The 22,425-nt window shown below is 75.8% G+C and carries 24 protein-coding genes and 1 pseudogene; 8 read left to right on the top strand and 17 right to left on the bottom strand.

What is annotated here, in order from left to right:
- Positions 1–22 precede the first annotated feature (22 nt).
- From mqo to eis, 6 genes and pseudogenes are all read right to left on the bottom strand, one after another.
- Positions 23–1,582: pseudogene (mqo, locus tag ACFQ8E_RS08565) on the bottom strand (malate dehydrogenase (quinone)); the annotation flags it as partial.
- 108 nt (positions 1,583–1,690) lie between these two features.
- The gene (locus ACFQ8E_RS08560; protein ID WP_430550147.1) at positions 1,691–2,416 is read right to left on the bottom strand and encodes a maleylpyruvate isomerase family mycothiol-dependent enzyme; all 726 of its coding nucleotides are present in this window, start codon (positions 2,414–2,416) and stop codon (positions 1,691–1,693) included.
- A complete protein-coding gene (locus ACFQ8E_RS08555; RefSeq protein WP_430550146.1) occupies positions 2,413–3,096 on the bottom strand; it encodes a pyridoxal 5'-phosphate synthase in 684 nt (227 codons plus the stop codon). Before ACFQ8E_RS08555 ends, ACFQ8E_RS08560 begins: the two co-directional genes overlap by 4 nt.
- Positions 3,093–3,665, bottom strand: coding sequence for a TetR/AcrR family transcriptional regulator (locus ACFQ8E_RS08550; RefSeq protein WP_430550145.1), 573 nt, complete (start codon positions 3,663–3,665; stop codon positions 3,093–3,095). Before ACFQ8E_RS08550 ends, ACFQ8E_RS08555 begins: the two co-directional genes overlap by 4 nt.
- A gap of 32 nt (positions 3,666–3,697) precedes the next feature.
- On the bottom strand, positions 3,698–4,144 hold the full coding sequence (locus ACFQ8E_RS08545; protein ID WP_430550144.1) for a DUF2809 domain-containing protein: 447 nt from the start codon (positions 4,142–4,144) through the stop codon (positions 3,698–3,700).
- Positions 4,145–4,157: 13 nt separating this feature from the next.
- Positions 4,158–5,387, bottom strand: a complete 1,230-nt coding sequence (gene eis, locus ACFQ8E_RS08540; protein WP_430550143.1) for an enhanced intracellular survival protein Eis — start codon at positions 5,385–5,387, stop codon at positions 4,158–4,160.
- 61 nt (positions 5,388–5,448) lie between these two features.
- On the opposite strand from eis, the gene ACFQ8E_RS08535 reads away from it, so the two are divergent.
- On the top strand, positions 5,449–6,855 hold the full coding sequence (locus ACFQ8E_RS08535) for an MFS transporter (protein ID WP_430550142.1): 1,407 nt from the start codon (positions 5,449–5,451) through the stop codon (positions 6,853–6,855).
- Here the strand turns inward: ACFQ8E_RS08535 and ACFQ8E_RS08530 are convergent.
- The gene (locus tag ACFQ8E_RS08530) at positions 6,839–7,303 is read right to left on the bottom strand and encodes a GNAT family N-acetyltransferase (RefSeq protein WP_430550141.1); all 465 of its coding nucleotides are present in this window, start codon (positions 7,301–7,303) and stop codon (positions 6,839–6,841) included. The genes ACFQ8E_RS08535 and ACFQ8E_RS08530 overlap by 17 nt on opposite strands.
- 35 nt (positions 7,304–7,338) lie before the next feature.
- Here ACFQ8E_RS08530 and ACFQ8E_RS08525 point away from each other — a divergent pair, with 35 nt between their 5' ends.
- A complete protein-coding gene (locus ACFQ8E_RS08525) occupies positions 7,339–8,355 on the top strand; it encodes a DUF2804 domain-containing protein (protein WP_430550140.1) in 1,017 nt (338 codons plus the stop codon).
- 30 nt (positions 8,356–8,385) lie between these two features.
- On the opposite strand, the gene ACFQ8E_RS08520 is transcribed toward ACFQ8E_RS08525, so the two are convergent.
- Positions 8,386–8,973, bottom strand: a complete 588-nt coding sequence (locus tag ACFQ8E_RS08520) for an HD domain-containing protein (protein ID WP_430550139.1) — start codon at positions 8,971–8,973, stop codon at positions 8,386–8,388.
- Between the two features lie 84 nt (positions 8,974–9,057).
- Between ACFQ8E_RS08520 and ACFQ8E_RS08515 the strand changes: the two genes are divergently transcribed.
- Both ACFQ8E_RS08515 and ACFQ8E_RS08510 read left to right on the top strand, forming a co-directional pair.
- Positions 9,058–10,065 (top strand): NAD-dependent epimerase/dehydratase family protein, encoded by a 1,008-nt coding sequence (locus ACFQ8E_RS08515; RefSeq protein WP_430550138.1) that lies wholly within the window; start codon positions 9,058–9,060, stop codon positions 10,063–10,065.
- 181 nt (positions 10,066–10,246) lie between these two features.
- The gene (locus ACFQ8E_RS08510) at positions 10,247–11,014 is read left to right on the top strand and encodes an SDR family NAD(P)-dependent oxidoreductase (protein WP_430550137.1); all 768 of its coding nucleotides are present in this window, start codon (positions 10,247–10,249) and stop codon (positions 11,012–11,014) included.
- Between the two features lie 86 nt (positions 11,015–11,100).
- On the opposite strand, the gene ACFQ8E_RS08505 is transcribed toward ACFQ8E_RS08510, so the two are convergent.
- From ACFQ8E_RS08505 to ACFQ8E_RS08495, 3 genes are read right to left on the bottom strand one after another with little or no spacing between them, the layout of a single operon-like run.
- Positions 11,101–11,598, bottom strand: coding sequence for an SRPBCC family protein (locus ACFQ8E_RS08505; RefSeq protein ID WP_430550136.1), 498 nt, complete (start codon positions 11,596–11,598; stop codon positions 11,101–11,103).
- On the bottom strand, positions 11,595–11,972 hold the full coding sequence (locus ACFQ8E_RS08500; RefSeq protein ID WP_430550135.1) for an ArsR/SmtB family transcription factor: 378 nt from the start codon (positions 11,970–11,972) through the stop codon (positions 11,595–11,597). The genes ACFQ8E_RS08505 and ACFQ8E_RS08500 overlap by 4 nt, the downstream gene beginning before the upstream one ends.
- A 40-nt stretch (positions 11,973–12,012) precedes the next feature.
- Positions 12,013–12,819 (bottom strand): DUF2599 domain-containing protein, encoded by an 807-nt coding sequence (locus tag ACFQ8E_RS08495; RefSeq protein WP_430550134.1) that lies wholly within the window; start codon positions 12,817–12,819, stop codon positions 12,013–12,015.
- Between the two features lie 83 nt (positions 12,820–12,902).
- Between ACFQ8E_RS08495 and ACFQ8E_RS08490 the strand changes: the two genes are divergently transcribed.
- Entirely contained in the window at positions 12,903–13,775 is an 873-nt protein-coding gene (locus ACFQ8E_RS08490; protein WP_430550133.1) for a siderophore-interacting protein, read from the top strand.
- 45 nt (positions 13,776–13,820) lie between these two features.
- Here ACFQ8E_RS08490 and ACFQ8E_RS08485 read toward each other — a convergent pair whose 3' ends face one another.
- The 3 genes from ACFQ8E_RS08485 to ACFQ8E_RS08475 form a co-directional block, all read right to left on the bottom strand.
- The gene (locus ACFQ8E_RS08485) at positions 13,821–14,960 is read right to left on the bottom strand and encodes a M24 family metallopeptidase (protein ID WP_430550132.1); all 1,140 of its coding nucleotides are present in this window, start codon (positions 14,958–14,960) and stop codon (positions 13,821–13,823) included.
- Between the two features lie 64 nt (positions 14,961–15,024).
- The gene (locus tag ACFQ8E_RS08480) at positions 15,025–15,948 is read right to left on the bottom strand and encodes an NADP-dependent oxidoreductase (RefSeq protein ID WP_430550131.1); all 924 of its coding nucleotides are present in this window, start codon (positions 15,946–15,948) and stop codon (positions 15,025–15,027) included.
- A 76-nt stretch (positions 15,949–16,024) separates the two neighbouring features.
- Entirely contained in the window at positions 16,025–16,735 is a 711-nt protein-coding gene (locus tag ACFQ8E_RS08475; protein ID WP_430550130.1) for a DUF981 domain-containing protein, read from the bottom strand.
- A 123-nt stretch (positions 16,736–16,858) separates the two neighbouring features.
- Here ACFQ8E_RS08475 and ACFQ8E_RS08470 point away from each other — a divergent pair, with 123 nt between their 5' ends.
- Complete coding sequence (locus ACFQ8E_RS08470) at positions 16,859–17,476, top strand: TetR/AcrR family transcriptional regulator (RefSeq protein ID WP_430550129.1); 618 nt, start codon at positions 16,859–16,861, stop codon at positions 17,474–17,476.
- 27 nt (positions 17,477–17,503) lie between these two features.
- Here ACFQ8E_RS08470 and ACFQ8E_RS08465 read toward each other — a convergent pair whose 3' ends face one another.
- A complete protein-coding gene (locus ACFQ8E_RS08465) occupies positions 17,504–18,514 on the bottom strand; it encodes a GlxA family transcriptional regulator (protein WP_430550128.1) in 1,011 nt (336 codons plus the stop codon).
- 90 nt (positions 18,515–18,604) lie between these two features.
- On the opposite strand from ACFQ8E_RS08465, the gene ACFQ8E_RS08460 reads away from it, so the two are divergent.
- Positions 18,605–19,213, top strand: a complete 609-nt coding sequence (locus ACFQ8E_RS08460; protein WP_430550127.1) for an isochorismatase family protein — start codon at positions 18,605–18,607, stop codon at positions 19,211–19,213.
- Between the two features lie 10 nt (positions 19,214–19,223).
- Here ACFQ8E_RS08460 and ACFQ8E_RS08455 read toward each other — a convergent pair whose 3' ends face one another.
- Both ACFQ8E_RS08455 and ACFQ8E_RS08450 read right to left on the bottom strand, forming a co-directional pair.
- On the bottom strand, positions 19,224–20,438 hold the full coding sequence (locus ACFQ8E_RS08455; protein ID WP_430550126.1) for an amidohydrolase: 1,215 nt from the start codon (positions 20,436–20,438) through the stop codon (positions 19,224–19,226).
- Positions 20,435–21,691 carry a YncE family protein gene (locus ACFQ8E_RS08450; RefSeq protein ID WP_430550125.1) on the bottom strand — a complete coding sequence of 419 codons (1,257 nt, stop codon included), beginning with the start codon at positions 21,689–21,691 and terminating at the stop codon, positions 20,435–20,437. Before ACFQ8E_RS08450 ends, ACFQ8E_RS08455 begins: the two co-directional genes overlap by 4 nt.
- A gap of 50 nt (positions 21,692–21,741) precedes the next feature.
- On the opposite strand from ACFQ8E_RS08450, the gene ACFQ8E_RS08445 reads away from it, so the two are divergent.
- The gene (locus tag ACFQ8E_RS08445) at positions 21,742–22,386 is read left to right on the top strand and encodes a GntR family transcriptional regulator (protein WP_430550124.1); all 645 of its coding nucleotides are present in this window, start codon (positions 21,742–21,744) and stop codon (positions 22,384–22,386) included.
- The last annotated feature ends 39 nt before the right edge of the window (positions 22,387–22,425 follow it).

Raw genomic sequence — 22,425 nt, 5'->3', positions numbered from 1 at the left:
AGGAGGGGGAGCGCTCAGGCGCTCAGAGGCGGGAGTCCGCCTGCGACTCGTAGACCGCCGCGTCCAGGACGCCGTCGGCGTGCAGGTACGACGGCGAGTCGGGGACCGGCGTCGCGTCGATGGTGCTGGCGTCGGCGGGCACGCCGTCCAGGCTGGGCATGACCGAGGCGAGCTCGGGGCGCCACTTGGTGAACCGGAACGGGAAGCACCGCTCGAGCAGGTCGACCATCGCGGAGGCCGCGGTCGAGGCGCCCGGCGAGGCGCCCAGCAGGCCGGCGATGGAGCCCTCGGCGCCCGTGACGATCTCGGTGCCGAACTGGAGCACGCCCTTGCCGTCGGCGTCGCGCTTGATGACCTGCACGCGCTGCCCCGCCGTCAGCTTCTCCCAGTCCTTGGGGTGAGCGGTCGGCATGAACTGCTGGAGCGCCTGGAACTTCGTCTCGGGCGCGGCCAGGAGCTGGCCGACGAGGTACTGCGTGAGGTCGAGGTTCTTGAGGCCGGCGCCGAGCATCGACGTCACGTTGTTGGCGCGCAGCGACGTGATCAGGCCCAGGTACTTGCCCTTCTTGAGGTACTTGGGGCTGAAGCCGGCGTAGGGGCCGAACATGAGGTACGTCTTGCCGTCGACCACGCGGGTGTCGAGGTGGGGCACGGACATCGGCGGGGCGCCGACGTCGGCCTTGCCGTAGACCTTCGCCTGGTGCTGCGCGACGAGCTCCGGGTCGTCCGTGCGCAGGAACTCGCCGGAGATGGGGAAGCCGCCGAAGCCCTTGATCTCGGGGATGCCGGCCGACTGGAGCAGGGGGAGCGCGCCGCCGCCGGCGCCGACGAAGACGAACTTCGCGGTGACGGTGCTGGTGCGGTTCCGCGCGTTCCAGGAGCGGTCCTTGACGCGCAGGCGCCAGCGGCCGTCCTTGGTGCGCTTGAGGCTCTTCACCTCGTGCTGGAGCTTGAGCTCGGCGCCGTTCGCGACGAGCCCGTCGACGAGCTGGCGGGTGAGGTTGCCGAAGTCGACGTCGGTGCCCGAGGTCGCGCGGGTCGCGGCGATCGGTTCGTCGGCGTCGCGGTCGGTGGTGAGCAGCGGCGCCCAGCGGCCGATGGTGGCGCGGTCGGTGCTGTACTCGAGGTCGCGGAACAGGGGGTGCACGTGCAGCGTCTCGTAGCGGCGGCGCAGGTAGTCCACGTTCTTCTCGCCGCGCACGAACGTCATGTGCGGGGTCTTGCTGAGGAACGAGTCGTCCTTGATGCGGCCCGTGGCGAGCAGGTGCTGCCACAGCTCGCGCGAGATCTCGAACTGCTCGTTGATCGCCACCGCCTTGGTGATGTCGATCGAGCCGTCCTTGCGCTCGGGCGTGTAGTTGAGCTCGCAGAGCGCGGCGTGCCCGGTACCCGCGTTGTTCCACGGGTTCGAGGACTCCTGCGCCACGTCGTCCAGGCGCTCGTAGATCCGGATGGACCACGACGGCTCGAGCTGCTGGAGCAGCGTGCCGAGCGTGGCGCTCATGATTCCGCCGCCGATGAGGACGACGTCGACGTCGGCCCCTGTGGGGGCCCCAGCAGTCGTAGCACTCGAAGTCACCGGGTCACCATACGCCGCGCGTGAAAACTGTCACAAAGAATGAGAGCAACCTCACACGAGCCTCTGACCTGCAGTGACGTGGGTCACACCCGTGGCGGGCGCCGCCGCAGGTCAGGGCTTCGGGGTCGCCGACGACGGCCACGGGCCGAGGTCGGGCAGCGGCACGGCGGCGCCGTCCCGGAGCGCTGAGACGGGGCCCGAGGGGGTGCGCCCGGCGAGCCACGCGGCGACGTCGCGCGGGTCGCCGGCGAGCTCCAGCCCCGCGCCGTCGGCGCCCTCGGGCTCCGGCAGGCGCACGGCGAGGAAGTCGCGCAGGTGCGCGCAGAACGCGTCGTCCCAGGAGCCGTACCCCGCCGCCGCGCCGAGGCCGGCGGTCGCGTCGACCGCGTGGATGCGGGCCTCGCGCCACCAGGCGAGCAGCGCGTCCGCGAGGACGCCGTCCCGGTACGCCACGGGTGCGGCCCACAGTGCGTCGTCCGGCGCGGGCCAGGCCGCCAGGAGCCGGGCCCGTGCCACCTCCAGCGCGGCCGCGTGCTCCGCGGCGCTGCGCCCGGCGCCCGCCTCGATGTCGGCGTTCCGCCCGGCCGGACCCCCGTCGTACGGGGCGACCGTCTCGCCGCGCGCGGCGTACTCCGCCTGGCGTGCGAGGGCGGCGGCCACGTTCGTCACGTGCGACAGCACGTGCCCGCGGGTCCACCCGTCGAGGGGGGACGGGTCGGCGCCCGCGCCCTCCGGCAGGCCGCGCACGACGTCGATCAGGGCGGCGAGGGCGGCGTCGGCGTCGGCGAGGGCGTGCGCGAGGTCGGGGGTGCGCGCGTCGGTGTCGGTGGGGCTCACGGCCACAACAGCTCCTTGGTCCAGGCGGTCTCGGTGCGGGCTGGCGGCGCGTCGGTGCGGTAGCGGAGGCGGGACTGGCCCTTGTCGTCGCTGGCCGCCCAGAACTCGACGGTGACGGGGGCGAGCACCCAGGCGGTCCACGCCGGGGCGACGGCGTCGGGGTGCTCGCGCGCCTCGTCCAGGCGGCCCGCGAAGGCGTCCCAGTACTCCTGCCGGGAGCCGAGCGCCTCGCTCTGGTGGCCGACGAGCCCGGCGGCGCGCGAGCCGTCCGGGCGGGCGCGGAAGTCCGAGGCTCCGGCGTCGGGCCCGGCGGAGGAGGCGCGCCCGCTGACGCGGACCTGCCGGCCGAGGTCGCGCCAGAAGACGGTGAGCGCCGCGTGCGGGTTCTCCCCCAGGTCGCGGCCCTTGGGGCTCGTCGCGTGCCCCGCGAACCACCAGCCGTCGGCGGTGACGTCCTTGATCACCAGGGTGCGCGCGTGCACGCGGCCCGCGGCGTCCGCCGTCGAGAGGGTCGCCGCGTGCGGGGCGCCGACGCCGGCGGCGAGCGCGTCGTCGAACCACTGCGCGAACAGCTCCTGCGGCGTGGCCGGGGCGGTGGTGAGGTCGTCCAGGTCGACGCCGAACGGCGGCAGGCCGGGCGGGAAGGTCGGCAGGGCGCGCAGGCGCTCGCGGAAGGTCACGCGGTCTCCTTCGTGTTCTCCGGGGTGAGGATCGAGACGAAGCCGCGCACGGCGGCCCGCATCGCGTCGGGGTCGCCGGTGGCGCGGGCGAGCACGTAGCCGCCCTGCACGATCGCGACGGCGGCGTGCGCACGGTCGCGGGCGGTGTCGTCCGGCAGTCCGGTCTCGCGCAGGGTCGTGGCGACGACGTCGAGCAGGCGGACGAAGTAGGCGGTGACGACGTCGCGCAGTCCGTCGTCGTCCATGACGGCCTGGTCGCTGGTGAGGCGGCCGACCTTGCAGCCCGCGAGCGCGTCGCGGGGGCGCTCGAGGTACGCGACGACGCGGTCCAGGGCCGGCGTCGTGCCCTCCAGGTCGCGGCGCGCCGCGGTGAGCGCGGCCTCGACGGTGGCGCCGACGGCGGCCGCGGCGAGGTCGTGCTTCGTGGGGAAGTGGTGGTAGAGGCTGCCCTGCCCCACCCCGCTGGCGGCCAGGACCTGGCGAGGGCTGGTGGCGCCCACGCCCTGGGCGGCGAACATCTCCTGCGCGGCGGCGACGAGCCGGTCGCGCGCATCGGTCGGCGTGCTCATGCCGCCACCATACCTACCTCTAGGTATGGTGGCTACCCCTGGTGCTCCGTCCCCGCGCGCCGGCCCCGGGAGACGGCGCGCGCGACGGCGACGCCCCCGACCGCGCCGAGGACCGCGCCCGCCGCGCACCAGAGCAGGCCCGCCGGGGAGAAGGCGGCACCGAGCACCGGTGCCAGGGGCGGCCACCGCTCGGCGAGGGCCTGCGGCAGCGACGTCAGCCGCAGCAGCTCGACCGCCGCGCAGAGCGCGAACCCGACCAACCCGGCCGTGAGCGCCCGCGTCCGCGGGCGCACGACCAGGACGAGGACCGCGACGATGGCCGCCGCCATGACGCCACCGAGCGGGCCGCCGACCGGCTCGGCCAGCCGGTGCTCGGCCAGGCGCCCGAGGCGCGCGACGACGAGCGCGAGCAGGAGCAGCGCGAGCCGGGGCGCCAGCGCGCGGGTCACGGCGGCGGGGGAGCGGGCGGGGCCGGGCATCCGGGGCCGGGCCTCAGAAGTAGTCGCGCACGTGCACCTGGCGGCCGCCCCACAGGGCGTCCCAGACGGCGTCGTGCGCGGCGGGCCCCGACGCGCCGCCCGCGAGCCGGGCGTTCGCCGTCGACTGCGCGCCCGCCCACGTCGCGGCCAGCCCGGCGGACGTGAAGGTGAGGCGGTCGCCCGGGGCGGCGTCGTCGTCGGGCGTGACGCGCACCGCGCCGTCGGCGGCCTCGAGGGTCCACGCGCCCTCGATGTCGGGCGTCCGCGGGTCGACGACGGCGAACGGCACGCGGGCCGGCACCGGCGCCACCCGGGCGACGCCGAGCGCGCCGGGCACGTCGAGCAGGCGCAGCATGTACGGGCGAGGCGCCGAGGTCGCCGCGTGGTCGGGCAGCACCAGGCGCGAGACGTCGACCCCCGACCAGCCGCCCGACGTGCAGACCTGCACCCAGCCCGCGACGGACGCGAACGAGGCGAGCACCCGCCACAGGACGCGGGCCGCGTCGGGGGTGAGCGCGACCAGGTCGTCGACCTCGATGGTGTTGGTGCGGTCGTAGCCCGGGCCGCGCGACCAGCTCGCGAAGCCGAGCACCTCCTCGGCCGCCCCCGTGCCGCGCACGGCGAGGCTGACGCCCGTGTAGTCGGCGTCGGGCCCCACCATGTCGTCGGCCTCCATCGTGAACGGGGCCTCGGCCCGGGAGAGCGGGCCGTTCTGCGCGGAGGCCCACGCCTCGTACACCCGCCGGACGGCGGGGACGTCGGCAGCGGTGGCCCGCCGGGCGCGCACGTCCTCGGCGGGCCGGGGCACGGCCGCGAGGGCCGCCATCGGGATCCGCACGTCCTCGAACGCGCCCACCACCTCGTAGCCCAGCCCGCGGTAGATGCCCGCCGACGACGGGTACAGCGTCGAGACGACGTCGCCCAGGTCACGGGCCTCCGCGAGCGCGGCCTCCATCAGCGGGCGGAGCAGGCCGGAGCCCCGGCGCTCGGCGGCGACGGTGACACCGGCGAAGCCCGCGGTCGGCAGCCGGACGCCGTGGAACCAGGACGTGAACGACCGGACGCCCAGCCCCGCGACCACCTCGCCGTCGTCGGTCGCGACCCAGGGCCGGATGTTCGGCAGCGGCCAGGCCGCCGGGTCGGGATCGGGTGCGGGCGTGGACGGGACGCCGAACGCCTCGGCGCCGAGGCGCCGCGATGCGGGGACGTCGGTGATGGCGGTGCGCCGGAACTCGAGGGTCACGCCGGCGACGCTAGCGCCCCACGACCGGCGCGTCACCGCCATTGCGCCGTACCGTGATCCGGTGAGCACACCGTCCGTGCCCGACGCGGCGCAGGCCCGGCTGCGCAGCCGCGTCCTGGTGGTCGCGATCCTGGCGTCGTTCGTGTCGTTCCTCGACGGCACGGTCGTGAACGTGGCGCTGCCCGCCATCGGCGACGAGCTCGGCGGCTCGGGCGAGGCGCGGCTCAGCCTGCAGCAGTGGGTGGTGGACGGTTACCTGGTCACCCTCGGCTCGCTCATCCTGCTCGCCGGGTCGCTGTCGGACCTGTACGGGCGGCGCCGGGTGCTCGTCGCGGGACTCGTGGGGTTCGCCGCGGCGTCGGTGCTGTGCGCGCTCGCGCCGACCGGCCCGGTGCTCGTGGGCGCCCGCCTGCTGCAGGGGGTGGCCGGGGCGCTGCTGGTGCCGAGCTCGCTGGCGCTCATCATCTCGACGTTCGACGGCGAGGCGCAGGGCCGCGCCATCGGGCGGTGGACGGCGTGGACCGGCACGGCGATGATCGTCGGCCCGTTCGTCGGCGGCGGCCTGGTGGACCTGCTGTCGTGGCGGTGGGTGTTCTGGATCAACCTGCCGGTCGTCGTCGTCACGCTCGTGCTGCTGCGGCCGGTTCCGGAGGTGCGGCAGACCACCGGCCGCCGGCTCGACGTGCCGGGCGCCGTGCTCGCCGCGACCGGCCTCGCGGCGGGCGTGTACGGGCTCATCGAGCGGACGTGGGCCGCCGTCGCGGTCGGGGTGGTGCTCCTGGTCGCGTTCGTGGTCTACGAGCGGCGCGCGCGGGACCCGATGATGCCGCCGCGCCTGTTCGCCGCGCGCAACTTCGCGTGGGGCAACGTCGCGACCTTCGCCGTCTACGGCGCGCTCTCGCTCGGCGGGTTCGTGCTCGGCCTGTTCCTGCAGCAGGTGGCGGGCTGGTCGGCCACCGCCGCCGGCGTCGCGCAGCTGCCGTCGACCCTCGCGATGCTCGCGCTGTCGACGCGGTTCGGCACCCTGGCGGCCCGGTACGGGGCGCGGTGGTTCATGACGATCGGGCCGGTCGTCGCGGGCGCCGGCTACCTGCTGCTGCTCACGATGGACGCGGACGCGACCTACGTGACGCAGGTGCTGCCGGGGCTGCTGGTGTTCGGCCTGGGGCTGTCCATCACCGTCGCGCCGCTGACCGCCGCGATCCTGGGCGCCGCCCCGGCCGCCGACGCCGGCATCGCCTCGGCGGTGAACAACGCCGTCTCGCGCGTGGCCGGGCTGCTGACCGTCGCGTTCGCCGGCGTCATCCTCGGCGGGGTGCTCGACGTCGCGTCGTTCCACCGCGCCCTGCTGGTCACCGCGGGGCTGCTCGTGCTCGGCGGGCTGGTGAGCATGGTCGGCATCCGCGACGTGCGCCGTCCGGAGGCCGCGGAGGGCGAGCCGGGCCCCGGCGTCACAGCGGGAGCTTGAAGCCCTCGTGCGACTGCGCGTAGCCGAGCGACCGGTAGAACCGGTGCGCGTCGGGCCGCTGCTTGTCCGACGTGAGCTGGGCCAGCACGCAGCCGCGCTCGCGGCCGCGCTCGTGCGCGTGCTCCATGAGCGCGCGGCCCAGCCCCTGGCCGCGCAGCGCGGCGTCGACGCGCACCGCCTCGACGAGCAGGCGCGTGGCGCCGTTGCGGGAGATGCCGGGCACGAACGTCAGCTGCATGACGCCGACCACGGCGCCGTCCAGCTCGGCGACGACGAGCTCGTCGTTCGGGCTGGCCTCGACCGCCTCGAAGCCCGCCACGTGCGCGGGCCCGAACACGCCCGTGCGGGAGGCGGCGACGGCGTCGTCGGCGATGAGCTCGACGACACGCGGCAGATCGTCGCGGGTCGCGAGGCGGAAGGTGACGGCGGCGGCGGGGGAGTCGGGCACGCCCGGACGCTAGCAGGCGGCGCTAGCCTCGCCCCGTGACCGAGCGCGAGATCGTCGCCGACCTGCCCCTCTGCCTCCCCGACGGGCGCCTGGACCCCGACGCCGTCGGCTGGTCGCGCGTGCCCCTGCACGACACGTCCGGCATCGGACGCGGCCTGCGCGGGCTGGGCCGGAACAAGCGGTGGGAGTACTGGGCGGTCGTCACCGCGGACCACGTCGTCGCGCTCACCACGTCCGCGCTGGACTACGCCGCGCTGCACCAGGTGTGGGTGCTGGACCGGGCGACCGGCGAGGAGGTCGACGCCGTCGCGATCGCGCCGCTGAACCGGTCGGCGACGCTGCCCGGCCGCCTCGGCGCCGGCCCCGTCCGGTCGCGCACGCGTGCGGTGGCGATCGCCGTCGACGAGGGGGTCGGCGGCACGCGCCTGCGTGCCCGGACGCCGCGCGTGGACCTCGACGTGACGGTGTCCCGGCCGGCGGGCCGGGAGCTGCTCGGGGTCGTGGTGCCCTGGTCGGACCGGCGGTTCCAGTACACCGTGAAGGACGTGGGTCGGCCCGCCACCGGCCGGCTCCGGCTCGACGGCGTCGAGCACCCGGTCGCAACGGGGGCGTGGGCCGTGCTCGACCACGGGCGGGGCCGCTGGCCCTACCGCGCCGCCTGGCAGTGGGGCGTGGGGTTCGGCCGGGGCGTCGACGCCGACGGCGCGGGGCACGAGGTGGCGCTGCAGCTCGGCGGGACGTGGACGCGCGCCGGCGCGACCACGGAGAACGGGGTGCTCGTCGACGGCCGCCTGCACAAGCTCCACGACGAGCTCGACTGGACGTTCGACCGCCGCGCGTACACCGCGCCGTGGCGGGTGCGCGGCGAACGGCTGGACCTCGCCTTCGTGCCCGCCCACGACCGCGTGAGCCGCACCCAGCTCGGGGTCGTGGCGTCGTCCACCCACCAGTGCTTCGGCACCTGGTCGGGCTGGGTCACGACCGACGCCGGCGTGCGCCTCGACGTCGACGGCCTCGACGGCTGGGCGGAGGACGTCGCGCAGCGCTGGTGAGCGTCGCAGCGTCGTCGGCGACCGCGACGGTCAGCGCACCCGGTCGGCTCCGCCCGCGGCGACGTAGGCGGCCACGACGGACGCGGGCTTGCGCGCGGCCTGGTCCCGGAGGCAGGCGCTGAACGTGTCGCGGAAGTCGAGCCGGGGCCACCGGGCCTCGAGGTCCGCGCGGAAGGCCGTGGGCCAGTGCTCGAGCCCGCGGCCGCTGACGTCGGCGCCGGTGGACCGGGCGAGGAGATGCCCCTCCGGGCGCTCGCCCGGCGGGACGTCGGCGTCGTCGAGCATGTGGTCGACGACCGCCCGCGCCGCGCGGTCACGGCGCTGCGTGCTCCAGCCGGCGCCCGCGGTGACCGCCCAGGCCACGTTGCCGCCCGCGACCTCGAACGGCTCGGCGTGCGCGTCGAACCCGGCCGTGAGGCCGGCGTCGTGCAGGAGGCCCGCGACGGCGAGCACCTCGTCGTCGACGGGGAGGGCCAGCTGCCGGCCGAGGTCGACCGCCAGCAGCGTGGACCGTACGGCATGGTGCACGAGCGCCGCGGGGGAGAAGCGGACGAGCACCTCGAACGCGGCGGTCACGGGCGCGGTGCGGGGAAGGTCGTCCGGAAGGGCTGGGGTCATGTCGTCGGACACTAGCCCGGCGGCGCCTTCTGCCGGCGGCAGAAGGCAGGGCGCGGGGCGTGCGGGTGCGTCAGGGTGGTGCTCATGAGGCTCCTGGTGCTGGGTGGGTCGGTGTTCCTGTCGAGGGTGGTCGCGGCGGACGCCGTGGCGCGAGGGCACGAGGTGGTGGCCGCGAACCGTGGCTCGTCGGGACCGGTGCCGGGTGGCGTGCGGCACGTGGCGCTGGACCGGGCCGACCCGTTCCCGGACGCCCTGGCCGTGGAGGGATTCGACGCCGTCGTGGACGTGTCGCGCACCCCGTCGCACGTGCGACGCGCGGTGGCCGCGCTGCCGGACGCGCACTGGGTGTTCGTCTCGACGGTCAACGTGTACGCCGACGACGCCGACCCGGGCGGGCCCGGCGTCGGGCGGCTGCGCGAGCCGCTGGTCGACGACGTCGACGGGGCGCAGGACCCGGAGGCGTACGGGGCGATGAAGGTGGCGTGCGAGGAGCTCGTCCGCGAGGGCGCGGCGAGCGCCGCGGTGGTGCGCCCGGGCCTGATCGTCGGTCCGGGGGACCCGAGCGGTCGGTTCGCGTACTGGCCGGCGCGCCTGGCCCGGGTGCTCGACGACGGCGCCGACGTCCTGGCGCCGGGCGACCCGGCCGACCTGGTGCAGGTGATCGACGTGCGCGACCTCGCGGCCTGGCTCGTCGACCTGGCAGAGCGCCGCACCCGCGGGACCTTCGACGCCGTCGGGCCGGTGACCCCGGTCGGCGACCTGCTGGCCGCGGTGGCGCGCGGTGTCGGCGCCGCGCCGCGCTGGGCATGGGCGGACGACGCCGCCCTGGCGGCGGCCGACGTCCGGCCGTGGTCGGGGGAGCGGTCGCTGCCGCTGTGGCTGCCGCGGCCCGAGTACGACGGCATGCCGGCGCACGACGCCGCGCCGGCGCGGGCCGCGGGCCTGTCGCCGCGGCCGGTGGAGGAGACCGCGCGCGACACGCTCGCGTGGCTGCGGGCGACCCCGGACGCCGCGGTCACCGGCCTGACCGCGGGGGAGGAGGGCGCCGTGCTGGCCGGGCTCCGCGGGGGCACCGGGGCCCAGGGCTCCTGACGTGGCGGTGTGACGCGTCAGACCCGGCGGGGGCGCGGTCCGCCCGGCGCGCGGGGTTACGGTCGAAGGATCAGCGCCCCGACCCTCACGAGGGCCTCCGGGGCGGACGTTCGTCCCCCGGGCCGTCACCGCGCGTGACCCGTGCGCCCGCCCGCGGGGGCGTGGTGCGAAGGAGACGGACATGACGGCAGTCGGCAGCTTCGAGGGCAGGGTCGCGCTCGTGACGGGCGGCGGGTCGGGCCTCGGCGAGGCGATCAGCAAGGAGCTCGCGGGCCTCGGCGCGAAGGTCGTGGTGACGGACATCCGCCTCGACGCGGCGCAGCGCGTGGTCGACGAGATCACCGCCGCCGGCGGGGAGGCGGCCGCGTTCGAGCAGAACACGGCGGTCAAGGAGGACTCGGCCAAGGCCGTCGAGTTCGCGAAGGCCACCTTCGGGGGCCTGAACTACGCCGTCAACAACGCCGGCATCGGCGGCAAGCAGGCGCCGGCGGGCGAGACCGACCTGGACGACTGGGACCGCGTCATCGACATCAACCTCAACGGCGTGCTCTACGGCATGCGGGCGCAGATCCCCGCGATGCTCGAGCAGGGCGCCGGCCAGAGCGCGATCGTCAACATGGCGTCGATCCACGGCACGGTCGCCGCCATCGGCAACGGCGCCTACACGGCCGCGAAGCACGGCGTCGTGGGCATCACGAAGAACGCCGCCGCCGAGTACGGCGCGCAAGGGCTGCGCATCAACGCCGTGGGCCCGGGCTACATCAAGACGCCGCTGGTCGAGTCGAGCCTGCCGGCCGAGGCGCGCGAGGCCCTCGAGAGCAAGCACGTGCTGGGCCGCCTCGGCGACCCCACGGAGGTCGCGACCGTCGTGCGCTTCCTGCTGTCCGACGACGCGTCGTTCGTCACCGGCGCGTACTGGCTGGTCGACGGCGGCTACACCGCCGTCTGACGCTCGAGCGCCGAGGTCGAGGCCAGGGGCACGAGGTCGAGGTCCGTGACCTCGACCTCGTGCCCTCACCTCGATCTCGGCGCCGATCAGGCCGCGAGGCCGGCGGCGAGCTCGTCGACGAGGTCGAAGCCCTCCTGCAGCCCGCCCTCCATGCCCGACTCGACGATCGCGTCGCGGACCTCGCGGCTGGGCGCGCGGGTGACGAGCGTGAGGGTGGTGACGCCGTCCTCCTCGGTGAACGTGTAGGTGTTCAGGGTCGCCGCGGCGTCGCCGTCGGGCATGCCCTCGAAGACCTCCGTGTGCACCAGGCGCTCCGGGGGCACCACCTCGGTGAACTCGCCGTGGAACGCGACCTCGAAACCGCCGTCGGCCTGCATGACGTAGCGGTAGGTGCCGCCGGGGCGCGGGTCGATCTCGACGCTCGTGACGGTGCCGCGCTTGCCGGCCCACCAGCGGGCGATCAGCTCGGGCTCGGTGAACACGCGCCAGACGGCGGCCGCGGGGGCGGCGAACCGGCGCACGACCTGGATGTCGGTGTCGTTCGGCAGCGTCAGGACGGCGGTGCCGGTGGTGGTGCTGGTCATGATCGTTCTCCTCGGTGCTCCGGGGGCTGGTCCGGGTGGACGCCCGGCGGGGTCTCCAGGGTGTCGAGCAGCTCGTCGATGAGCTCGAACCGCTCCTCCCACAGCCGCTCGTACCGGCCGACCCACGCGTGGATCTCCTGCAGGGGCCGGGCGTCCGTGCGGTAGAGGCGACGACGGCCGTCGTCGCGGACCTCGACCAGCCCGACCTCGCGCAGCACCCTGAGGTGCTTGGAGACCACGGGCTGGGCGACGTGGAGCAGCTCGGCGAGCTCGCCGACGCCGCGCTCCTGCTGCGCCAGGGCGTCGAGGATCTCGCGGCGCCGGGGCTCGGCCACCGCGTTGAACGCATCCGTCGTCGTCGCCGCGCGTGCCATACGACCAACCTATGCCTATATCGGAATATGTCAAGAAGGGTCAGGAGGTCGGGTTGCAGCGCGCGGCCATCGTCGCGACCAGGCCGACGTCGGGCCGCCACGGCTCCAGGTTCCACGAGTCCTTGTCGGGCGCGCCGATCGCGTGGCACTCGAGCTGGTCGTGCATCGTCGCGGTGTCGACGTCGGGGTCCGCCGTCACCAGCTCGGCCCACACGAGGTCGGTGCCCGCCTGCCCCGCCTCCCGCGCCCAGTCCGTCGGGACGACGGCGAGGGACGGACCGCCCTCGCGGTCGCCCCAGTCGGTCCCCTCGACGGCGGTGGTGCCGAGGGTGGTCGTGACGTCGTCGTCCTCGGGTCCCGACGTGCCGTCCGCGAGGGGCCGGACCTCCAGGTGCGTGTCGTCCGCGGCGACGAGGCGCGCGCCCCGGGGGGCGGACAGCCCGCCGACCGTCGTGCCGCCGTCGCGCACCGCGACGCTGCCGTCGGCGCGGGTCTCGAACGCGCCGCCCGAGGCCAGGGCGAGCGTCACCGGATCGTCGGTGTCGTCGGCGTCGTCGACCGCGGACCGCTCGAGGGTCAAGGTCGACGTGCCCGCCCTCGGGTCGGGGGTGACGTGCACGGGAGGGTCGTCGAGCGCCGCGCCGGGCACCGACACCTCCAGCGTGACGTCGCCGGCCGTCACCTCGACCCGCAGGGGCTGCTCGGGGGTCGCGGTCGGTCCCGGCGTCGTCACCGTGCTCGGCGTCTCCGTCGGCGCGGGCGTCGACGGCGAGCAGGCACCGAGGGCGAGGAGCGTGACGAGGGCAGTGAGGCCGGGGAGCGCTCGCGACCGGAGGAGGGAGTGCACGCCCTCAGTCTCGGGTACGGGGCCCGTCGCGGCACCCGACCGGACCCTGGTCATTCGGGTGAGGTTCGCCTAACCTTACCGACGTGAGCACGCGAACGCTGTCGAAGCCGGTCGACCCGCACGTCCTCGTCGCCGAGGTCGTGACGACGAAGCGCCTGGGCCCGCACCTGCAACGGGTCACGCTCGGCATCGACGACATCGACCGCCTCACCCTCGTGGGCGACGACCAGTGGTTCCGGCTGTTCCTGCCGCGCCCGGGCCAGGACACGCTGAAGCTCCCGACGCGCACGTCGAACCTCGGCTGGTACGCGCAGTACCTGGCGACGCCGCGCGCCCGCCGCCCGCTGGTGCGCAACTACACGATCCGCGCGGCGCGGCCCGAGCTGCGGGAGATCGACGTGGACTTCGTGCTGCACGGCCACGACGGCGCGGCGCCCGCGGGGCCGGACGGCGGGCACGAGCCGCTCGGCCCGGGCGCGGGTTTCGCGCTGTCCGCGCGACCCGGGGACCGGGTCGGAATCCTTGACCAGGGCACCTACCACCACCGGCAGGCCGCGTGCGACTGGCGGCTGCTCGTCGCCGACGAGAGCGGCCTGCCCGCCGTCGCCGGCATCTGCGAGGCGCTGCCCGACGACGCGCGTGGCGTCGCCGTCGTCGAGGTCCCCACCGCCGACGACCGCCAGGACTTCCGGGTGCCGGCCGGCGTCGACCTGCGGTGGGTCGAGCGCGACCGCGCGGCGGCCGACGACCCGGTCCTCGGGGAGGTGCCCGGCCGGGCCGCGCTCGAGGTCGTGCGCGGCGCCGAGCTCCCCGCGGGCAGCGGGTACGCGCTCGTCGCCGGCGAGCAGGCGCTCGCGGCCGGCGTGCGGCGGCACCTGGTGAACGAGCGGCAGTGGCCGAAGGCGGCGGTCGACTTCGTCGGCTACTGGCGGCACGGCAAGGCGTCGCCCAGCTGACCTGCTTTCCACCGGGTGGTCTCTCGCTGGAAGGTCGTTCGTGCGCTACTCGACGACGACGACCTCGTGCGGCGAGGTGTTGAGCCGCACGGCGGCGTCCGGGGCGTCGGCGACGCCGGGGACGCCGGCCGGGAACGCGACGACGATGTCCTCGATGCGCACGCCGAACTCGCCCGGCAGGTAGATCCCCGGCTCGACGGAGAAGCACATCCCGGCCTCGACCGGGGTCTCCTCGCCCTCCACCATGTACGGCGGCTCGTGCGTCGTCAGGCCGATGCCGTGGCCGGTGCGGTGGACGAAGAACTCGCCGAACCCGGCGTCGGCGATGACGGCACGAGACGCGCGGTCGACGTCCTGGCACGTCGCTCCGGGGCGGACGGCGTCGACACCCGCCTGCTGCGCGGCGCGCACCACGTCGTGCACCTCCTGCTCGCGGTCGGTGAGCGCGCCGACGTGCACGGTGCGGGTGGTGTCGGAGCCGTAGCCGTCGGCGAGCCCGCCGAAGTCCATGACCACCATGTCGCCCTCGCGGATCACGCGGTCGCCGGCCTCGTGGTGCGGGTCGGCGCCGTTCTCGCCCGCGCACACCAGGGTGAAGTCGACCTGCTCGTGCCCGTGGGAGCGCAGCAGCGCGTCCAGGTCGTCGGACACCTCGCGCTCGGCGCGCCCCGCGAACCGGCGGGTGACGATCTCGGCGAACACGGCGTCCGCCCCGGCGCCCGCCGCGGCGAGACGGGCCACCTCCTCGGGCGACTTCGCGGCCCGCAGCATGGGCAGCACGGTCGTGACCGCGGCGTACGACGACGCGGGCAGGGTGCGCTGCAGGCCCAGCACGTGCAGCGCCCACGCCGTGTCGCTGATCGCGTACCGCCCGTCCGGGCGCAGCAGCCGGGCGGCGACCGCGTGCTCGTCCTCGCCGTCCACCCAGGCCACGGCCTCGATGCCGCCGACCGCGCCGACCTCGAGGTCGTGGGCCTCGAGCTTCGGCACCACCGCGACCGGGTCCCCGTCCACGGGCAGCACGAGCAGCGTGAGCCGCTCGAGCTCGGCGGCGGGCGTGTACCCGAGGAAGTAGCGCAGGTCGGGGCCGGGCGTCACCAGCACTCCGGCGAGGCCGGCGGCGGCGGCCTGGGCGGCGGCCCGGCGGCGGCGGTCGGCGTGCACGGCGGGGGAGAAGGGCGTCATCTGCCCAGCGTGCCGCGTGCGGCCCCGGCCTGCACCACGGTCGGGCGCGCGCTCGGGCGCACGGTCAGACGCGCACCACGATCTTGCCGCGACCGTGCCCGGTCTCGGAGGCGCGGTGGGCGTCGGCGGCGTCGGCGAGGTCGAAGACCTGACCGACCTCGACCGCGACCTTGCCGGCGTCGATCAGCGCCCCGAGCGCCTCGAGGTCGGCGCTGGACGGGCGCACCCACACGTAGTGCCCGCCGTGCTCCGTGCGCGCCGTCGCGTCCGTGATGGACGTGATCGTGCCGCCCGGGACGAGCACCGCGGCGCTGGTCGCGACGGCGTCGCCGCCCACGTAGTCGAGGGCGACGTCGACGCCGTCCGGGGCGAGGGCGCGGACGCGCTCGGCGAGCCCGTCGCCGTACGTGACGGGCTCGGCGCCCAGGTCGCGCAGGAAGTCGTGGTTGGCCTCGCTCGCGGTGCCGATCACGCGTGCGCCGAGGCTGCGCGCGATCTGCACGGCGAAGGCGCCGACGCCGCCGGCCGCCGCGTGCACCAGCACCGTCTGGCCCTCCCGCACGCCGGACCGCAGGACCGACTGGTAGGCCGAGAGCCCCGCGAGCGGCACGGCCGCCGCCTCCTCGAACGTCAGCGACGCGGGCTTGCGCGCCAGCGTGCGCACGGGCGCGGCGACGAGCTCGGCGAACGTGCCGCCGTGCACCCAGTCCTTGCGGACGTACCCGTACACCTCGTCGCCCACCTGGTACTCGGGGGTGTCGAGGCCCACCTGTTCGACGACGCCCGCCACGTCCCAGCCCGGGACGACGGGGAACTGGGTGTCGAACAGGCCGTCCAGGTAGCCCTGGCGGACCTTCCAGTCGACGGGGTTGACGGAGGCGGCGCGCACCCGCACGACGACGACGTCCGCCCCGGGGTGCGGGTCGGGCTGGTCGGTGAGCTCGAGGACGTCGGCACCGCCGAAGCGGGAGTAGGTGATGGCTCGCATGCCCGGCACAACAGAGGCCGGGCCGCGAGACTTCCCGCGACCCGGCCCGTGCCGGCCCTGCCGTGCTGCGACGGCGTCAGCCCATGGTGTTGACGATCAGCCCGATGTGGGTGAAGAAGTTCATCGCGCCGAACAGCAGGAACGCGAGCCCGGCGAGGCCCCAGGCCCAGCCGATGACGACGCGCAGGCCGTGACCGGCGCCGTCGCGCAGGGCGAGCGGGAAGAGGATCGCGCCGAGTCCGACGAGCGCGATGAGGCCGGACATGAAGATCGCCTCGACGAGCGGGTAGGCGGCGAAGGCGCCCGAGATCGGCTCCTGGGGCGGGGCGGCGAAGAGCTGGTACGTGACGCCGGCGATCGCGATGGCGACCAGGCCGAGGCCCATGCCGAGCACGAACACGGAGACCGGGCGGGCGACGGCGCGCAGGTGGTCGGCGACGTCCTCGCGGGCCAGCGCCTCCTTGCCGCGCGTCCACAGGTAGAAGGCCGCGGCGAGCAGCAGCACGCCGAACGCGAGGCTGGTCTCGCCGAAGATGATGTTGTCGAAGGGGAAGCCGCCGGCCGCCAGCGGCCAGGTGAGCGTCATGTGCAGCCCGGTGGCCGTGAGGATCAGGCCGAGCACGCCGAACGCGAGCGACCAGCCCTCGGCCACGACCTTCCCGGGCGCGCGCAGCAGGTCACGGCCGAGCCACACGAGCAGGATCAGGCCGGCGCCCACGGCGACGGACATCACGGTGTTGTAAGTGGGCATCTGCGCCCAGTCGATCACGAGGCCATCCGCGGCCATCAGGTTCACTGCTCTTCATCTCCTCGGTCCGGGCCGCCCGGCGGCGGTCTGTCGATCGGCTAAACCATACGCGCGTATAGGTTATTCCGGCGCCGTCACCGTGCCGCGCCTACGATGGGCGGCGTGACGGAGGACGACCGGCCGCGGCGGCGCCGCATGGTCCAGGGGCGTGGCGCCGACAAGCAGCGCCGGATGGTCGAGGCCGCGGCGACGCTGCTCATCGACGAGGGGTTCGACGCCGTCACGCACCGCCGCGTCGCCGAGGCCGCCCGCCTGCCGCAGGGCTCGGCGTCGTACTACTTCCCGACCAGCGCGGCGCTCGTCGCGGCCGCGGTGGAGGCCGCCGAGGACGTCCGCGGCGCCGCGGCCCAGGCCGCGGCCGAGGCGCTGCCGCACCGGCGGCGGTCCGCGGCGACGGCGGCGCGGCTCCTGATCGAGGTCCTGTACGCGCCCCACGTCGACGACACCGTCGTGGCCCGCCGGCTCGACCCGATGATGACCGCGATGCGCGACCCGGCGCTGCAGCCGATCATGCGGCGCTCGCGACCCCGCTTGCTCGGTGCCGCCCGCACGGTGCTGCAGGCCTCGGGGTTCGAGGGGGCGTGCGAGGACCCGCGCGACGTCGACCTCGTGGCGCACCTGGTCGACGCCGCCCTCCTCACCGCGGCCTCGTCGGGCACGGACCGAGTGCTGGACCGCGCGGGGGAGACGGTCGCCCGGCTGCTCGAGCGATGGCGCTGACGCGGCTGTCGGCGGCCGCCGGGGGCGTCAGCCCGCGAGGCGGAACCGGGCCCGGTGCTGCGCGGGCGTGGTGTCGAGCCGGCGCCGGAACGCGCGGGTCAGCGTGTCGGTCGTGCCGAAGCCGCAGGCGGTCGCCACGCGCTCCAGGGTGTCGTCGGAGGTCTCGAGCCGCTGCCGCGCCGCCTCGACGCGGACCGACTCGACGTAGGCCGCCGGCGTGGTGCCCAGCTCGGTCTTGAACAGCCGGGTGAGCTGCCGCGCGCTGACGTGCGCCCGCTCGGCGAGCTCCGCGACGGTCAGCGGGGCGGCGACGTTCCGCAGGACGTGATGACGCAGGTCGTCCACGCGCCGGGTGGTCGCGCGGGGGTCCGTGGCGACCGAGAACTGGCTCTGCCCGCCCGGCCGCTTGAGGAACATCACGAGCTGCCGGGCCACGCGCAGCGCGAGCTCCTGGCCGTGGTCGGCGGCGACCAGCGCCAGCGTCAGGTCGAGGCACGCCGTGAGCCCGGCGCCGGTCCACACGTCGCCGTCGCGCACGAAGATCGGGTCGGCGTCGACCCGGACGCCCGGGTGCTCGGCGGCGAGCTGCCGCGCCGTGGACCAGTGCGTCGTGACCCGGCGGCCCTCCAGCAGGCCCGCCTCGGCGAGGACGTGCGCCCCCACGCAGACCGACGCCACCCGGCGGGCGCCGTCGGCCAGCGCCTGCACGCGCGGCACGAGCGCGGGGTCCACGACGGCGCGGACGTGCCGCTCGGCGTCGACCCGGACCGCGCCCGGCACGACCAGGGTGTCGACCCGCCGGCCGGCCAGGTCGTCGAACGTGGCGTCGGGCAGCACGCGGACGCCCGCCGACGTGGTCACGGGGTCGGTGGTCTCCGCGGCGAGCACCACCTCGTAGCCGGTCGGGCCGTCGAGCTCGCGCGCCAGCAGCGCGAAGACCTCGGCCGGTCCGGTGACGTCGAGCAGGTCGACACCGTCGAAGAGGGTGACCACGACGAGCCGTTCGATCATGGGGATGTCCGAATCTGCGGGTTGCATGACATTGCCGACACCGTACGCCGGTTCGTAGCGTGGGGAGCGTGCCGCCACCTCGGCGCCCGATCCCTCGACCTCCTGCGGAAGGACACCATGACCAGCACCACCCTGCGCGAGCTCAGCGGCGCCGACCCGACCCCTGCGGACCTCGCCGAGGCGACCGTGATCCTGGTCGACTACCAGAACACCTACACGCGCGGCGTCATGGAGCTGGACGGCTGGGCGCCGGCCCTCGACGCCGCCGCGGACCTGCTGGCCCGCGCCCGCGCGGCGGGTGCCACGGTGATCCACGTGCAGCACGACGGCGGCGCCGGCTCGCCGTACGACCTCGCCACCGACCTGGGCCAGATCCACCCGCGGGTCGCGCCCGCGCCCGGCGAGGCCGTGGTGACGAAGACCGCCCCGGACTCGTTCCGCGGCACCGGGCTCGGCGACCTGGTGGACGCGGCCGGCCATGTCGACGTCGTGGTGGTGGGCTTCATGACGCACATGTGCGTCGCGTTCACGTCCCAGGGAGCGGCCCTGCGGGGCAACCGGCCCACCGTGGTCGCGGAGGCGTGCGCCACCCGGTCGCTCGCCAGCGCCGTCGCGCCGGTGCCCGCGGAACAGCTCCACCGGGCCGCGCTCGCGACGGTCGCCGACGCGTACGGCGTCGTCGTGGCGACCGCCGACGACCTCACAGGCCAGGCCGCGGCCGTCTGACGCGAGCCGGTCAGACGAGCACCTCGCCGTCGCGGGCGACCACCCGGCCGCCCGCGACGACGAGCGCCCGGGCCGGCGCGCGCACCACGGCGTCGGGCACGTTCTCGGCGTCGACGAGCACCACGTCGGCCGGCGCGCCCGCCACGAGGTCGTGGACCTCGCGGCCCACGAACCGGGCGGCGTCCGCGGACGCGACGCGGGCGGCGGTGACGAGCTCCCCGTCGTACCGCAGGCCCGACAGCCGGGCGAGCTGCGTGGTCAGCGCGAGCAGGTCGCCCGTGCCGTACGGGGACCACAGGTCGCGGATGCCGTCGGTGCCCAGGCCGACGGGGACACCGGCCTCGCGCAGCGCCAGCAGCGGCAGGGGAGCGGCGCCGATCGGCGCCACCGTGGTCATGGTGATCCCGGCCTCGGCCATGGCCGCGATCAGGTCGGCCTGGCGCGACCCGGCGAGCTGGCCGACGGCGAAGCCGTGCGCCACGTTGACCCTGCCCTGCAGCCCGGCCCGCAGGGTGCGGTCGATCATCAGCTCGATCTGGAACGCGCCGAGCTCGCCCCCGTCGTGCAGGTGCACGTCGACGCCGACGCCGCGCTCCTCGGCGATCGCGAACAGCCCGTCGAGCTGCCCCACCGGGTCGCGGTCGATCGACGCGGGGTCGAGGCCGCCGACGTGCTCGGCGCCCGCGGCCGCCGCCCGGTCCAGCAGCTCCAGGACCCCGGGGCGCCGCAGCACGCCGTCCTGCGGGAAGGCGACGATCTCCGCGTGCACGGCGCCGCCGAGCGCCGCGACCGCCTCGCGCACCACCTCGATGCCGCGCAGGCCCACGCCGAGGTCGACGTCCACGTGCGTGCGCACCGCCGTCGTGCCGGTGCGGACCGACTCGCGCAGCACCGCCAGCGTGACGTCCACGCCGGGGATGCCGAGCTCGTCGCGGTGCGCGCGCTCGTGCGCGATGCGCGCGCGGACGCCCGGCTCGCCGCCGTAGCTCACCCACGGCTTGCCCCACCACGACTTGTCGACGTGCGCGTGCGCGTTGACCAGCCCCGGCAGGGCCAGCAGGCCGCGCCCGTCGACCTCCCCGTCCATCGCGCCCTCGGCGGGCGCCGCGGTCGCGTCGTGCGGCACGACGGCGGTGATCGCGCCGTCCGCCACGTGCAGGTCGGCGGCGTCGCCGCCCCAGGGGCGCACGTTGCGGATCACGGTGACGTCGGGGCTGCTGGTCATGGGCGGTCCTCCTCGAAGGGGACGACCGCCTGCGGTCGTCCGGGGATGGTGATCTCGTAGCTCTCGTCGGCGCCGTCGAGCGCCGCCGCGAGCGGGACGACGGTCGCGCCGTCCCAGGCCTCCTGCTGGGTGTAGCCGCCGGCGAGCACGCCGTACGCCTCCCCGTCGGGTCCGCGCCACACCGTGACCGTCTCGTGCCGGCGGTCGGTCGGGAGCACGACGTCGGCGCCGTCCGGCCCGACCACCTCGATGCTCGGGCCCGACCCGGCGTTGCCGAACGGGCCGTTGCCGGCGATCACGAGGGTGCCGTCGTCGGCGCGGGCCACGCCGTGCTGGTGGGAGTCGGCGGTCAGGTCGGTGGTCGTGACGTCGCCGGTGCCGGGATCGACGCGCGCCAGGGCCCGGCCCTGGTAGGGCAGCAGCAGGTCGCCGTCGTCGTCGAGGACGGCGTAGTGCGGCTTCTCGAACGACGCGAGGCCGCCCTCGCGGCCGAACGGCGCCACCTCGATGGCGCGGGCGCGCTCGCGCTCCGGGTCGACGACCGTGACGGTGAACCCGTCGTGGTCGACCGTGTACACCTCGTCGCCGTCGTCGCCCACGAGGACGTCGAACGGGCGCAGGCCCACCGGCACGGAGGAGACGACCTCGCCCGTGTCGGCGTCGAGCGTCTCGAGGAACGCCGCGTCCCCCGTGCTCACCGCGACGTGCACGCGCTCGCCGTCGGGGGACACCGCCAGCCCGAGGCCGCCGCGACGGTACTCGCCGTGCGCGAGGCGCGTGGTCGCGTGCTCGTACGCGAACAGGTCCGTGCGCTCGCGGGTGTCGAGGTCCACGACCGCGACACCCTCGGCGGTGGAGACGAAGGCGCGGCGGGAGCCCTCGTCCACGGCGACGTCCCACGGCGCGGTGCCGACGGTGATCTCGTCGACGACGGCGCTGCCCCGGCGGACCGCCGGGTCGACCACCGCGAGCGTGTCGCGCTCGGCCTGCGTGGCCAGCAGCAGCTGGGTTGGAGCGGCCTCGGCCGACGGCGTCGGTGCGGCCGACGTGCCCGGGCTTGGTGTCGGGCTCTGCGTCGGGCTCTGCGTCGGGCTCTGTGTCGGGCCCTGTGTCGGGCTCTGTGGCGGGCCCGGTGTCGTCGTGCCCGCGGGCGGCTGCGGAGCCGCACAGGCGCCGAGGGCGAGCAGGGTGGTGGCGACCGCGAGGGCCCCTGCGGCACGGGCCGGGCGGCGCGTGCGGCGGGCGGGGGTCACGATCAGATGGTATGCCATATTCTCCTCCGGCTGGCTGGCAGGATGTGCGCATGTCCTCCGAGCTCTCGGCCCCCTTCGAGCCCGAGTCCGTGCGGGTGGCGCGCGTCGTCCGCGAGCAGATCGTGGAGGGGTCCCGGGAGCCCGGCAGCCGGCTGGTCGAACGCGACCTGGCCGCCGAGCTGGGCGTGAGCCGCATCCCCGTGCGGGACGCGCTGCGCACGCTCGTCGCGGAGGGGCTGGTCACGCCGCGGCCGCGCACCTGGGCGGTGGTCCGCGAGTTCAGCGACGCCGACGTGGACCACCTGCACGAGGTGCGGGAGGCCACGGACCCGCTGCACTTCCGGCTCGCGGCGACGCGCCGGTCGGTGGAGCAGCTCGCCGGCCTGACCGAGGCGTGGCAGCGGGAGGACGCCGCCGCCCGCGCGGGCGACGGCCCCACGGCCCGGCGCGCCGGGGCCGACTTCCACGAGCGCGTCGTCGTGGCCGCCGGGAACCCGGTGCTCGTCGAGCTGCACCTCGTGATCGCCAGCCGGGTGCGCTGGCTGCTCGGGCAGCACCTCGACCTGCAGGCGATCGCCGACGAGCACCGCGAGCTCCTCGACGCCGTCCGGGACGGCGACGGCGAGACCGCGGCCCGGCTGGCGCGCGAGCACCTCGCCACCAGCCGCGCCGCGACCCAGGAGCGCCGGGCCTGACGCCGTCGGTGTCGTGGTCGGCCTCGTCGTCGGTGTCGT

The sequence above is a fragment of the Isoptericola sp. NPDC056573 genome (assembly GCF_042793335.1).
GTDB lineage: Bacteria > Actinomycetota > Actinomycetes > Actinomycetales > Cellulomonadaceae > Isoptericola.
This window is presented reverse-complemented; position numbering and strand designations above follow the sequence as displayed.

What these genes read in the sequence shown, in the direction of transcription:
- ACFQ8E_RS08455 (WP_430550126.1), bottom strand. Translation starts at nt 20,438, where the DNA reads ATGACCAGCAGCCCCGACGTCACCGTGATCCGCAACGTGCGCCCCTGG.
- ACFQ8E_RS08460 (WP_430550127.1), top strand. Translation starts at nt 18,605, where the DNA reads ATGACCAGCACCACCCTGCGCGAGCTCAGCGGCGCCGACCCGACCCCT.
- ACFQ8E_RS08545 (WP_430550144.1), bottom strand. Translation starts at nt 4,144, where the DNA reads ATGCCCGGCCCCGCCCGCTCCCCCGCCGCCGTGACCCGCGCGCTGGCG.
- ACFQ8E_RS08445 (WP_430550124.1), top strand. Translation starts at nt 21,742, where the DNA reads ATGTCCTCCGAGCTCTCGGCCCCCTTCGAGCCCGAGTCCGTGCGGGTG.
- ACFQ8E_RS08515 (WP_430550138.1), top strand. Translation starts at nt 9,058, where the DNA reads ATGAGGCTCCTGGTGCTGGGTGGGTCGGTGTTCCTGTCGAGGGTGGTC.
- ACFQ8E_RS08510 (WP_430550137.1), top strand. Translation starts at nt 10,247, where the DNA reads ATGACGGCAGTCGGCAGCTTCGAGGGCAGGGTCGCGCTCGTGACGGGC.
- ACFQ8E_RS08475 (WP_430550130.1), bottom strand. Translation starts at nt 16,735, where the DNA reads ATGGCCGCGGATGGCCTCGTGATCGACTGGGCGCAGATGCCCACTTAC.
- ACFQ8E_RS08505 (WP_430550136.1), bottom strand. Translation starts at nt 11,598, where the DNA reads ATGACCAGCACCACCACCGGCACCGCCGTCCTGACGCTGCCGAACGAC.
- ACFQ8E_RS08520 (WP_430550139.1), bottom strand. Translation starts at nt 8,973, where the DNA reads ATGACCCCAGCCCTTCCGGACGACCTTCCCCGCACCGCGCCCGTGACC.
- ACFQ8E_RS08485 (WP_430550132.1), bottom strand. Translation starts at nt 14,960, where the DNA reads ATGACGCCCTTCTCCCCCGCCGTGCACGCCGACCGCCGCCGCCGGGCC.
- ACFQ8E_RS08480 (WP_430550131.1), bottom strand. Translation starts at nt 15,948, where the DNA reads ATGCGAGCCATCACCTACTCCCGCTTCGGCGGTGCCGACGTCCTCGAG.
- ACFQ8E_RS08465 (WP_430550128.1), bottom strand. Translation starts at nt 18,514, where the DNA reads ATGCAACCCGCAGATTCGGACATCCCCATGATCGAACGGCTCGTCGTG.
- ACFQ8E_RS08550 (WP_430550145.1), bottom strand. Translation starts at nt 3,665, where the DNA reads ATGAGCACGCCGACCGATGCGCGCGACCGGCTCGTCGCCGCCGCGCAG.
- ACFQ8E_RS08500 (WP_430550135.1), bottom strand. Translation starts at nt 11,972, where the DNA reads ATGGCACGCGCGGCGACGACGACGGATGCGTTCAACGCGGTGGCCGAG.